Source organism: Acidovorax sp. KNOB132, assembly GCF_057541515.1.
This window is the reverse complement of the sequence record NZ_BAAJYT010000118.1, coordinates 1-11,020: the sequence shown is the minus strand read 5'-3', so window position 1 is coordinate 11,020 and position 11,020 is coordinate 1. Positions and strand designations below refer to the sequence as shown.

At 67.4% G+C, this 11,020-nt stretch carries 12 protein-coding genes and 1 pseudogene; 1 reads left to right on the top strand and 12 read right to left on the bottom strand.

Annotated features, from left to right (window positions below; all coding sequences use genetic code 11):
- Together AC27IO_RS15135 and hemN are read right to left on the bottom strand one after the other, a co-directional pair.
- A pseudogene (locus AC27IO_RS15135) lies at positions 1–132 on the bottom strand (sulfite exporter TauE/SafE family protein); the annotation flags it as partial.
- Between the two features lie 11 nt (positions 133–143).
- Positions 144–1,526: an oxygen-independent coproporphyrinogen III oxidase gene (gene hemN, locus AC27IO_RS15130; protein WP_498739474.1), complete on the bottom strand. Its 1,383-nt coding sequence runs from the start codon at positions 1,524–1,526 to the stop codon at positions 144–146.
- Positions 1,527–1,703: 177 nt separating this feature from the next.
- Between hemN and fnr the strand changes: the two genes are divergently transcribed.
- Positions 1,704–2,423: a fumarate/nitrate reduction transcriptional regulator Fnr gene (fnr, locus tag AC27IO_RS15125; protein WP_272564148.1), complete on the top strand. Its 720-nt coding sequence runs from the start codon at positions 1,704–1,706 to the stop codon at positions 2,421–2,423.
- A 31-nt stretch (positions 2,424–2,454) separates the two neighbouring features.
- Here the strand turns inward: fnr and AC27IO_RS15120 are convergent, their stop codons facing one another.
- From AC27IO_RS15120 to AC27IO_RS15075, 10 genes are all read right to left on the bottom strand, one after another.
- A complete protein-coding gene (locus tag AC27IO_RS15120) occupies positions 2,455–2,748 on the bottom strand; it encodes a hypothetical protein (RefSeq protein ID WP_272548306.1) in 294 nt (97 codons plus the stop codon).
- Between the two features lie 46 nt (positions 2,749–2,794).
- Entirely contained in the window at positions 2,795–3,079 is a 285-nt protein-coding gene (locus tag AC27IO_RS15115) for a FixH family protein (protein ID WP_284428870.1), read from the bottom strand.
- An 82-nt stretch (positions 3,080–3,161) separates the two neighbouring features.
- Positions 3,162–4,610 (bottom strand): cytochrome c oxidase accessory protein CcoG, encoded by a 1,449-nt coding sequence (gene ccoG / locus AC27IO_RS15110; RefSeq protein WP_498739472.1) that lies wholly within the window; start codon positions 4,608–4,610, stop codon positions 3,162–3,164.
- A 110-nt stretch (positions 4,611–4,720) separates the two neighbouring features.
- A complete protein-coding gene (gene ccoP / locus AC27IO_RS15105) occupies positions 4,721–5,635 on the bottom strand; it encodes a cytochrome-c oxidase, cbb3-type subunit III (protein WP_498739470.1) in 915 nt (304 codons plus the stop codon).
- A gap of 24 nt (positions 5,636–5,659) precedes the next feature.
- A complete protein-coding gene (locus AC27IO_RS15100; protein WP_272548310.1) occupies positions 5,660–5,797 on the bottom strand; it encodes a cbb3-type cytochrome oxidase subunit 3 in 138 nt (45 codons plus the stop codon).
- Between the two features lie 20 nt (positions 5,798–5,817).
- Positions 5,818–6,447 carry a cytochrome-c oxidase, cbb3-type subunit II gene (gene ccoO / locus AC27IO_RS15095; RefSeq protein ID WP_272548311.1) on the bottom strand — a complete coding sequence of 210 codons (630 nt, stop codon included), beginning with the start codon at positions 6,445–6,447 and terminating at the stop codon, positions 5,818–5,820.
- A gap of 19 nt (positions 6,448–6,466) precedes the next feature.
- Complete coding sequence (ccoN, locus tag AC27IO_RS15090; RefSeq protein ID WP_498739468.1) at positions 6,467–7,906, bottom strand: cytochrome-c oxidase, cbb3-type subunit I; 1,440 nt, start codon at positions 7,904–7,906, stop codon at positions 6,467–6,469.
- A gap of 595 nt (positions 7,907–8,501) precedes the next feature.
- Complete coding sequence (locus AC27IO_RS15085; protein WP_498739467.1) at positions 8,502–9,938, bottom strand: alpha/beta hydrolase; 1,437 nt, start codon at positions 9,936–9,938, stop codon at positions 8,502–8,504.
- A gap of 231 nt (positions 9,939–10,169) precedes the next feature.
- A complete protein-coding gene (gene ccoS / locus AC27IO_RS15080) occupies positions 10,170–10,307 on the bottom strand; it encodes a cbb3-type cytochrome oxidase assembly protein CcoS (RefSeq protein ID WP_272564155.1) in 138 nt (45 codons plus the stop codon).
- The coding region (locus AC27IO_RS15075; protein WP_498739465.1) for an HAD-IC family P-type ATPase at positions 10,307–11,020 on the bottom strand (714 nt) is incomplete at its 5' end. The genes ccoS and AC27IO_RS15075, both read right to left, overlap by 1 nt.

Genomic DNA, 11,020 nt, shown 5'->3' with positions numbered 1-11,020 from the left:
TTTTTCCGCCGCGGCGTGGGCCGGGCCGCCAGCGCGCACCAGCGCCCCGCAGGGCGCCGCGCACATCGCCAGGCAATGCGGGCCGCCTGCCAGCCCCATGGCCAACGCGGTCCAGACCAGGGTGTCGGGCATGGCGGCGTCCTTCAGATGATGCGGGAAAAGCGCGCGCGGTTGCGGTCCGCCTGCAGGTAGCGATCAAACAGCATCGCCACGCCGCGCACGAAGAACCAGCCCATGGCCGTGACCTCGATGCCTTCCTGGCCGAGCACGACCAGGCCCTGCGCCTGCAGGTCCTCCAGTGCCTGCAGTTCGGTGGCGAAGTACTGCCGGAAATCGATCAGCCACGCCTGCTCCACCGGCTCGAACAGCACCTCGCCCTGGCACATCAGCGCCATGATGACGGAGCGGCGCGCCAGGTCGTCGCGCGTGAGCGCCAGGCCCCGCACGACCGGCAGGCGCCCCTGGTTGATGAAGTCGTAGTACTCGTCCAGCGTCTTGGCGTTCTGGCTGTAGGTGGCGCCCACGCGGCCGATGGCCGACACGCCCAGGCCGAGCAGGTCGCAATCGGGCTGGGTGCTGTAGCCCTGGAAGTTGCGGTGCAGCCGGCCTTGGCGCTTGGCCACGGCCAGGGCGTCGCCCGGCAGCGCGAAGTGGTCCATGCCCACATAGACGTAGCCGGCATCCTGGAACGACCGCAGCGATTGCGACAGCATGGCCACCTTCGACGCCGCCAGCGGCAGATCCGCCGGCACGATGCGGCGCTGCGGCTTGAAGCGCTCGGGCAGGTGGGCGTAGGCATACAGCGCGATGCGGTCCGGCCGCAACCGGCCCACCTGCTCGAGCGTGCGCTCGAAGGACTCGGGTATCTGCCGCGGCAGGCCGTAGATCAGGTCCACGTTGATGGACTCGAAGCCCAGCGCACGCGCGCTGGCCACCAAGTCGAAGACCTGGCTTGCCGGCTGGATGCGGTGCACGGCCTTCTGCACTTCGGGGTCGAAGTCCTGCACGCCGAAGCTCAGGCGGTTGAAGCCCAGTTCCGCCAGCAGCGCCAGCCGGCCCGCGTCCACCGTGCGCGGATCGATCTCGATCGAATACTCGCCGCCGGGCGCAAGCGTGAAGCTGCGCTGGAGCATGGCCATCAGCGACCGCAGGCCGTCATCCGACAGGAACGTCGGGCTCCCCCCGCCCAGGTGCAGCTGGCTCACCACCTGGCCCACGCCGCACTGGGCCGTGTGCAGGTCGATCTCGCGGCTGAGATAGCGCAGGTACACCTCGGCCCGCTCGGGGTGGCGGGTGATGATCTTGTTGCAGGCGCAGTAGTAGCACAGCGACTCGCAAAAGGGAATGTGCACATACAGCGACAAGGGCAGTGCCTTGGCGGCCGACCCCAGGCGGCGCTGCTGCAGCGCGAGAACGTAGTCGTCCTGTCCGAAGGCCTCCACGAACCGGTCGGCGGTCGGGTAGGAGGTGTAGCGGGGGCCGGGCACGTCGAAGCGGCGCAGGAGTTCAGGGGTGACAGCGATCATGGGATTTCCTTGTGCCTGCCCAATGTGCCGCAGGCCCCGGGGGAAACCCTTGACCTGGGTCAAGGGTTCTGCAGGCGCACGCTGCCACAATTGATCCATGACAGGTGCCCGGCGTTCGCCCGGGCTCTACCACCCTGCCGGCCGCCCGCCCTCCCCTCACCACAAAGGCCTTTTCCCATGAATCCGCAAACCATCAAAGTGGCATGCTCGAACTGCAACCTTCGCGAGCTGTGCATGCCGCTGGGCCTGAACGATCAGCAACTGCAGCGGATCGACGACATCGTGGCCGTGCGCCGCAAGGTCAAGCGGGGGGCCACCCTGTTTCGCAATGGCGAGCCCTTCAGCTCGCTCTTCGCCATCCGCACCGGCTTCTTCAAGACCTGCGTGGCCACCGAAGACGGCCGCGACCAGGTCACGGGCTTTCAGATGGCCGGCGAGATCATCGGCCTGGACGGCATCGTCAGCGACCACCACACCTGCGACGCCGTCGCGCTGGAAGACGCCGAGGTCTGCGTCATGCCCTTTGACCGCATCGAGGAGCTGTCGCGCGAGGTCACGGCGCTGCAGCACCACGTGCACAAGATCATGAGCCGCGAGATCGTGCGCGAGCACGGCGTGATGCTGCTCCTGGGCAGCATGCGGGCGGAAGAGCGCCTGGCGGCCTTCCTGCTCAACCTGGTGCAGCGCCTGCATGCCCGGGGCTTCTCGCAGTCCGAACTCGTGCTGCGCATGACGCGCGAGGAAATCGGCAGCTACCTCGGGCTCAAGCTGGAGACGGTGAGCCGCACCTTCTCGAAGTTCGTCGAGGACGGCATCGTCGAGGTCAAGCAGCGCCACGTGCGCATCCTGGAGACCGCGGCGCTCAAGCGCATCGTGAACTCGCAGAACTGCCACTGAGCGGCCGGCCTGCGGCACCGGCGCTGGCATTTCATGCGCCCGGGTGGTGGCGCGCGCAGTCGGCGGGCCGGTCGGTCACCGGCACGGGGCAGCGGTTCAGTTCGAACGGCGACATCGCCAGCAGCGTGGTGAGCGCGCTCGACGCCATCGTCACCAGCCAGAAAGCGAAGAAGGCGATGGTGTAGACCCCCTCGCGCGAGAGCGCCAGCGGCTGTCCGAACCAGTGCATGTCCTGTGGGTCCACCAGGGCAAAGACCAGCATTTCCAGCACGCCCGCCATCAGGAAGGCGGGCCATGCAATCCACATGAGGCGTTGGGTCCACATTGCGCTTGTCTCCTCGTTTCGGGGGGGTGGTGCGGACAGGCCGCCTTCAGCGCGGCTGGTCCTGCACGGGGGTGGCCGCATGGTTGCGCGCCTTCATGGCCGGGGCCAGGCTGTTCGGCGCGCCCTGCAGCGTCTTGTTGATCTCGATGCCCTGGCGGTAGTAGTCCTCGGCCACCACCGGGTCGGGGCGCACGACCGCCACCCACAGCGTGGTGAAGCCCGCCACGACCACGATGGCCGGCCCGGCAATGACCATCCAGACGAAGCCGAACTTCCACCAGGGAGCGGCCGAAGGAAGGGGAGCCGGTGCGGCGGCGATAGGGGATGGCATGGTGTTCACTCCTGACAGGAAAAGAAAGGCGGTCGGACCAGCGGTCTGGCGCCTGAAACGGTGACGGTGGGGCCGGCGGCGCTCATCGCGGCACCAGGAAGACCGACTTCTCGGCGACATGGCCGCCCGAGCCCAGCGCCTGCACGTCGAACTGCACGGCATGCGATCCGGGCGGCGCGGAGCCGTAAGGGATCTGCAGGCGCACGGCCACCCAGCGGGACTCGGCCGCGCCGATCTCCACTTCGGCGTCGGACGCCACGCGCAGCCCCTGCAGCCCGCTCGCACCGATGCGGTAGCGCTGGCCGGACTCGGTGGCATTCATGATCTGCAGGCGGTAGATGTTCTCCAGCTGCCCGCCGGCCACGATGCGCGAGAGCGCGGCGCGGTCGCGCACCACGTCCACCTTGAGCGGCGTGCGCAGCACCAGGCTGGACAGCAGCCCCACGCACAGCGCCACCAGCACCGCGGTGTAGATCAGCACGCGGGGGCGCAGCACGCGGCGCAGCATCTGCGCGCGGCCCCAGCGGGCCGCCACGCCGTTCTGCGTGGAAAAGCGGATCAGCCCCCGCGGGTAGTGCATCTTGTCCATCACGGTGTTGCAGGCGTCCACGCACAGCCCGCAGCCGATGCACTCGTATTGCAGGCCGTTGCGGATGTCGATGCCCACCGGGCACACCTGCACGCACAGCGTGCAGTCGATGCAGTCGCCCAGGCCCCGGGCCTTGTAATCCACCGTCTTGGTGCGGGGACCGCGCGGCTCGCCGCGCGCGTCGTCGTAGGTGACGATCAGCGTGTCGCGGTCGAACATGGCGCTCTGGAACCGGGCATAGGGGCACATGTACTTGCACACCTGCTCGCGCATGAAGCCGGCATTGGCGTAGGTGGCGAAGCCGTAGAACAGCACCCAGAAGATCTGCCAGCCGCCCTGCATTGCCAGCAACTCGCCCGACAGTTGGCGGATGGGCACGAAGTAGCCCACGAAGGTGAAGCCCGTCCATAGCGCCACCGCGATCCAGAGGAACTGCTTGAGCGCCTTCTTGCGCACCTTCTCGAAGGTCCAGCCCCCGGCATCCAGGCGCAGGCGGGCGCTGCGGTCGCCCTCCACCCGGTGCTCGATCCACATGAAGATCTCGGTGTACACCGTCTGCGGGCAGGCGAAGCCGCACCACAGGCGCCCCGCCACCGCGGTGAACAGGAACAGCGACATCGCGCTGACGATGAGCAGGCCCGTGAGGTAGATGAAGTCCTGCGGGTACAGCACCAGCCCGAACAGGTAAAAGCGCCGCGCGCCCAGGTCGAACAGCACCATCTGCCGCTCACCCCACTGCAGCCAGGGCAGCGCATAGAAGACGAGCTGCGTGAGGGCCACCATGGCCCAGCGCCAGCGGGCGAACAGGCCGCGGATGGAGCGCGGGTAGATCTTCTTTTGCGCCTCGTACAGCGACACCATCTCGGCGGCCGCATCGGCGGCGCCAGGCGCGACCGGGGTGATGGGAATGACCTTGCGGGCAGGCCCGCTGGGTGGCTTCATGGCAGTTCTCGAAGGGTGGGCCGGCAAGGGAACGCGTCAGCGGCTGCGCCGCCGGCCAGGGCGCGCCGCGGGAAAGGCCCGGATCGCGTTCCCCGGGGGCATCGGCACCGTCAGCGCACCGCGTTCGCGCGGTGGGACAGGCCCCATACGTAGGCGGTGAGCACGCCGATCTGGGCCTCGGTCAGCTTGTCGGCCTGGGCCGGCATCACGTTGACCTTGCCGTGGTTGACCATGGCGGTGATGGCCGCCTCGCCCCAGCCGTGCAGCCAGACGTCGTCGGTCAGGTTGGGCGCGCCCAGGGCCGTATTGCCCTTGCCGTCCATGCCGTGGCAGGCCGCGCAGGCGGTGAACTTGGACTTGCCCAGCGAGGCGCGCAGCGAGTCGTGCGGGCTGCCCGACAGGCTCAGCACATAGTGCGCGAGGTTGCGGATGTCCTCCGGCGAACCCACGGCTTCGGCCATGGGCGGCATGGTGCCCATGCGGCCCTTCTCCAGCGTCTCGCGGATGTTCTCCGGCGCGCCGCCGTGCAGCCAGTCGTTGTCGGACAGGTTGGGAAAGCCCTTGCTGCCCCGTGCGTCCGAGCCGTGGCACTGCGCGCAGTTGTTCATGAACAGGCGCTCGCCAATGGCCATGGCCTCGGGGTTGGCGGCCATCTCCTCGGTCTTCATCGCGGCGAACCGGGCGTACAGTGGCGCAAGCTCGGTGCGCGCCTTGGCCATCTCGGCCTCGTACTCGCCGGCCTGCGTCCAGCCGAACTGGCCGGCGAAGCGGCCCAGGCCCGGATAGACGGCCAGGTAGCCGAAGCCGAAGACGATGGTGAGCACGAACAGCCACATCCACCAGCGCGGCATGGGGTTGTCCATCTCCCGCAGGTCCTCGTCCCAGACGTGGCCCGTGGTGTTGTCGGTGCTGGGCGCGACCTTCTTGCGGGCCGTGATCCAAAGCAGCAGCAGGCAGCCCAGGATGCCGACCACGGTCAGCCCCGCCACGTAGACCGACCAGAAATTGTGGGTGAAGTCACTCATGTCGTTCTCATTGTTTTTTGCGGATCAGTCTTGCTCGAAGGGCAGGCGCGCGGCCTCCTCGAACCGGGCCCGGTTGCGGCGCGAGAACGCCCAGACCAGGATGCCGAGGAAGCACGCCAGCGATGCCAGCGTGGCGACGATGCGCACAGTGGTGATGTCCATGACCAGCTCCTTGCGGTTCGTTACTTGAGGGCGCGGCCCATGACCTGCAGGTAGGCCACGAGCACGTCCATCTCGGTCTTGCCCTTGACCTCCTCGGACGCGGCGGCGATCTGCTCGTCGGTGTAGGGCACGCCCACCGTGCGCAGCGCCTTCATGCGCGGCGCGGCCACGGCGGGATCGACGGGCGTCTTCTCCAGCCAGCTGTAGGCGGGCATGTTGGATTCCGGCACCACGTCGCGCGGGTTGTTCAGGTGGATGCGGTGCCACTCGTCGCTGTACTTGCCGCCCACGCGGTGCAGGTCGGGGCCGGTGCGCTTGCTGCCCCACTGGAAGGGGTGGTCGTACACGAACTCGCCAGCCACCGAGTAGTGGCCGTAGCGCAGCGTCTCGGCGCGGAAGGGGCGGATCATCTGCGAGTGGCAGTTGTAGCAGCCCTCGCGCAGGTAGATGTCGCGGCCCAGCAGCTGCACCGCGGTGTAGGGCTGCACGCCCGTCACGGGCTCGGTGGTGGACTTCTGGAAGAACAGCGGCACGATCTCGGCCAGGCCGCCGATGGCGACCACCAGCACGATCAGCACGATCATCAGGAAGTTGTTGGTCTCGATCTTCTCGTGCGAGAAGCCGGCCGATTTGGGGTTGTGTTCGGACATGGAATGCGCTCCTCGGGGCTCAGGCATGGGCCGTGTTCACGGCGGGGATCGACACCTTGACCGAGCGGCCCGAGATGGCGGTGGCCCACACGTTCCAGGCCATCACCAGCATGCCGCCCAGGTACAGCAGGCCGCCGGCGAAGCGGACCACGTAGAACGGATAGGTGGCCTTCACGCTTTCGACGAAGGTATAGGTGAGCGTGCCGTCGGGATTGACCGCGCGCCACATCAGGCCCTGCATGACGCCGGCGATCCACATCGCGGCGATGTACAGCACGATGCCGATGGTGGACATCCAGAAGTGCAGCTCGATGGCGGGCACCGAGTGCATCTTTTCCCGGCCGAACAGGCGCGGGATCAGGTAGTACAGCGAACCCATGGTGATCAGGCCCACCCAGCCCAGGGCGCCGGCATGCACGTGGCCGACGGTCCAGTCGGTGTAGTGGCTGAGCGCGTTGACGGTCTTGATGGACATCATCGGGCCCTCGAACGTGGCCATGCCGTAGAACGACAGCGACACGATCAGGAAGCGCAGAATGGGGTCGTCGCGCAGCTTGTGCCAGGCGCCCGACAGCGTCATCACGCCGTTGATCATCCCGCCCCAGCTGGGGGCCAGCAGGATCAGCGAGAACACCATGCCCACCGATTGCGTCCAGTCCGGCAGCGCGGTGTAGTGCAGGTGGTGGGGGCCCGCCCACATGTAGGTGAAGATCAGCGCCCAGAAGTGCACGATCGACAGGCGGTAGCTGTACACCGGGCGGCCGGCCTGCTTGGGGATGAAGTAATACATCATCCCGAGGAAGCCCGCGGTGAGGAAGAAGCCCACCGCGTTGTGGCCGTACCACCACTGCACCATCGCATCCTGCACGCCGGCATAGGCCGAGTAGCTCTTCATCCAGCCGGCAGGCACTTCGGCGCTGTTGACCAGGTGCAGCAGCGCGACCGCCAGGATGAACGCGCCGAAGAACCAGTTGGCCACGTAGATGTGGCGCACCTTGCGGCGGCCGATGGTGCCGAAGAACACGATGGCGTACGACACCCACACCAGCGTGATCAGGATGTCGATGGGCCATTCCAGCTCGGCGTATTCCTTGCCGGTGGTGTAGCCCAGCGGCAGGCTGATGGCCGCCGCCGCGATGACGAGCTGCCAGCCCCAGAACGTGAACGACGCCAGCGGCCCCGCGAACAGGCGCACCTGGCAGGTGCGCTGCGCCACGTAGTAGCTGGTGGCGAACAGCGCGCAGCCGCCGAAGGCGAAGATCACCGCGTTGGTGTGCAGCGGCCGCAGACGGCCGTAGCTGAGCCAGGGAATGCCGAAGTTGAGTTCCGGCCAGGCCAGCTGGGCGGCGATGAAGACGCCGACCAGCATGCCCACCACCCCCCACACCACGGCCATGATCGAAAACTGCCGCACGACGGTGTCGTCGTAATGCGCGGCAGCGGTTTTTGGAGATTCCATCGTGCACCTCTTTGATTGCACGGAAAGTTTCTTCCGGATACCCGTTGGGGGCATTGACGCATGTCAATCGTTGCGATGAATGCGGCCGGAGTCACAGGGCATCAGGCCAACCACTGGCAGCACGGCTGCCCGTACAGGGGTTGGCATGAGTCAGCAACCACCAGAGAATCGCCAATGGATCTCTACCAAGAAATCAGGAGCCACGCCGTGGTCACCGGGCGGATTCGAACCTGAAGCGCAACACCTGTGTTGTCAATGAACAAGGCGATACAGACCCGCGTGTACGAGCGGTTCGGCATCCTTCCAGGACCAAATTCTGGACGGCGGGCCCGACTGGTCGTTCAACAGGGACGTCACTGCTTCGCCGCTACACCGACCACCCAGACGAGACTCGCTTTCTGCGCCGAGCCGAAGGAGCCTACGCACCTTGGTAGCCACTGACCTGAAACACCCGCGATTCCTGTCGGCGCAGTCCCGCTTAGGGAGCGAAGGAGAGTTGCCCTTGGGCTGGTTGAGCGGCAGAGGGGACGCATGCGAGGCGATGCCAGAAGGTCCGCCCCACGGGGTTTAGCCCTGCATTCGAGTCGACGCCAGATCAACTGCCGCTGCACCCGGGCAAGGTTGCGCGGGTCGCCACGGTTGCAGCACTGTCGTCGCGCCCACCTGCGTTGCGGGTATAGGTGCAGCCATAACGGGCGTCAGCGACGGTGGCGGGCGTTTTCACGTCGTCGCCCGCGGGCTTGGTGCCTTTCTCAACCCAATCGGCCATCGCCTTGAATGCTTCGGACTGCTCGGCCACGGTGAAATCGCAGTGGCTGGGGGCGCGAATGGCGCGCTGCACCAGCCACTGGCCATTGCCGTTGGCCTCCACGCGGTCGCGGTAGACCTGCTCCATGTGGAAGGGCACGTACATGTCGCCCAGCGTATGCAGGGTGACCACCGGGATGCGGAACTGGCCATTGACCTGTGGCACCCAGCGCAGGCCATCGGTGCGCAGGCGGTTGGCGTCGGGTGCCGGCACCCACTTCGCGATGGTGGCGTTGAAGTCTGCCACCTCTGCCGCGCTGGCATTGAACCGGTAGACCGTACCGGTGGTGTCGATTCCCTGCTTGTTCAGGATGCCGTTGAGGGTGCCGTCGCGTCCGAAGGTACCCCACACGGTGTTTTGCAGCGGTGCATTGGCAAAGCCCTGGTCGAAGATCGGCCGCGGCCCGCCGGTCAGGTTCATGACGATGTCTTTGAGCTTCTGCCCTTGCGGCGTCACCGGCGCAAACGATATCTGGCTGCCGAACATGGCGTCGCGCACGCGCGGAGCGAGCGCGGCCCAGTCGGTGGTGGGTGCGGCGACGGCGGGCACACCGGCCAGCTTCTGCGCCGCCAACTGGTAGGCGCCGAAGTAGTTGTACAGCGACAGATCGCCCAGCACGGCGCACATCGGCAGGGCGCCCTGGTAGCGCCGCTTGTGGACCGCCGTTTGCTGCGCCTCGTCCTCGATGGCGGCGGCGGCGATGTGGCCGCCCATCGAGACACCGGTGACATAGGTGCGGGCAGGCTCTGACAGCACACGGCCGTTGGCGGCGGCAATCGCCACAAACGCATTGGCCAGCGCATTCGTGTCTTCCACGCCCACGCGCACGTCATAAAAATTCTTGGTGTAGCTGGATGCCGCCCAGGCGTAGCCGTTTTCGATCAGGTAGCGCCGGAAGGCCGGGTTGGACACGGTCAGCGCATTGCCTTCACCCGCATAGCCATGGGCGTACATCACCAGGATACCGTTCCAGTTCTTCGGAACCTCTACACGGTAGCCCGCGCCGGCATTCGTGCCGCTCCAGCGGTCGGTCTGCACCGTGGTGCCATCCATGGCCGCGAAAGGCAGGCTGGTGGTGGCCACGGCAAAACTGGTGCGGGTGTCTTGCACACGGGTTTCCTCCGGTACGAGGCCCCCGCCACCACCGCAAGCCGAGAGCAGCAGCGCACTGACGGCGCCGATGGCAACCGTGCGGGAAGGAATCAAAAAGCGGATCGGCTGCATGCTTGTGTCTCTCTCGGTAGGGGAGCAATGACGCCCGGATTGGCGGCGCCAGTCTAGGCACGGCTTGCGTTACCCCTGTGCGGGTTTTCCCGCGCGTTTGTCACGCGGGCGACGGGTGGCGGCAGCAGCGGTTGGTCTGCCATAGGGGCCCGTCAGTCCCATAGGGGCCCGTCAGCCGCTGCGTGACGCGGCGGGCGTTGAATGCCGAGACGGTTTGGCTTGGCGCTCCGGTCATTCATCTCGCAGGATGCGCTCGCCCTCCTGCTCCACATCCTCGAACTGGCCCCGGGAAACCGCCCAGCCCAGGCCCATCAAAACCAGCAGAACCAGCACGACGGACAGGGGAATCAGCAGGTAGAGGATGTCCATCACACACCTTCCAGCAGCGGCACGTCGCTGTGGGCGGCTGGTGCCGCAGCGGGAGCGTGCGGGGAGCCGGTACCGGCTGCCAGCCGCGCCGCATTCGCGACCACCAGCAGCGAACTGAGCGCCATGCCCAGCCCGGCGAGCCACGCCGGCATCCAGCCCACGACGGCCAGCGGCACGCACAGCGCGTTGTAGAGCGCGGCCCACCACAGGTTCTGCCGCACCACGCGCAGGGTGCGGCGCGCCAGCAGCAGCGTCTGCACCACCTGTTCCAGGTCACCGCCCATCACCACGAAATCCGCGCGCGACTGCGCCAGCGGCACGGCGCGGCCGAAGGCGAACGACACATGGGCGCCTGCCAGCACCGGCCCGTCGTTGAGCCCGTCGCCCACCATGGCCACGCGGTGGCCCCGCGCCTGCTCGGCCTGCAGCAGCGCGAGCTTGTCCTGCGGCGTGCAGTCGCCCTGTGCCCGCTCGATGCCCACCTGCGCAGCGATGCGCCGCACCGCGCCGGGCCGGTCGCCGGAGAGCAACTGCACGGCCACGCCAGCCTCTTGCAGCCGGCGCACGGTGCGTGGCGCTTCGGGCCGCAGGTCTTCGCTCCAGTCGAACCGGGCCAGTTCCACGCGCGTGCCGTCGCTGCGCTGCTCGGACAGCACCACCTGCTGCCCGGTGGCGCTGCCCTCGGCCCCGTCACCGGCCGGGCCGACGGCGCC

Bases quoted from the DNA above. Each gene is read 5' to 3' on its own strand.
- hemN (WP_498739474.1), bottom strand. From the start codon at position 1,526: ATGATCGCTGTCACCCCTGAACTCCTGCGCCGCTTCGACGTGCCCGGC.
- fnr (WP_272564148.1), top strand. From the start codon at position 1,704: ATGAATCCGCAAACCATCAAAGTGGCATGCTCGAACTGCAACCTTCGC.
- AC27IO_RS15120 (WP_272548306.1), bottom strand. From the start codon at position 2,748: ATGTGGACCCAACGCCTCATGTGGATTGCATGGCCCGCCTTCCTGATG.
- AC27IO_RS15115 (WP_284428870.1), bottom strand. From the start codon at position 3,079: ATGCCATCCCCTATCGCCGCCGCACCGGCTCCCCTTCCTTCGGCCGCT.
- ccoG (WP_498739472.1), bottom strand. From the start codon at position 4,610: ATGAAGCCACCCAGCGGGCCTGCCCGCAAGGTCATTCCCATCACCCCG.
- ccoP (WP_498739470.1), bottom strand. From the start codon at position 5,635: ATGAGTGACTTCACCCACAATTTCTGGTCGGTCTACGTGGCGGGGCTG.
- AC27IO_RS15100 (WP_272548310.1), bottom strand. From the start codon at position 5,797: ATGGACATCACCACTGTGCGCATCGTCGCCACGCTGGCATCGCTGGCG.
- ccoO (WP_272548311.1), bottom strand. From the start codon at position 6,447: ATGTCCGAACACAACCCCAAATCGGCCGGCTTCTCGCACGAGAAGATC.
- ccoN (WP_498739468.1), bottom strand. From the start codon at position 7,906: ATGGAATCTCCAAAAACCGCTGCCGCGCATTACGACGACACCGTCGTG.
- AC27IO_RS15085 (WP_498739467.1), bottom strand. From the start codon at position 9,938: ATGCAGCCGATCCGCTTTTTGATTCCTTCCCGCACGGTTGCCATCGGC.
- ccoS (WP_272564155.1), bottom strand. From the start codon at position 10,307: ATGGACATCCTCTACCTGCTGATTCCCCTGTCCGTCGTGCTGGTTCTG.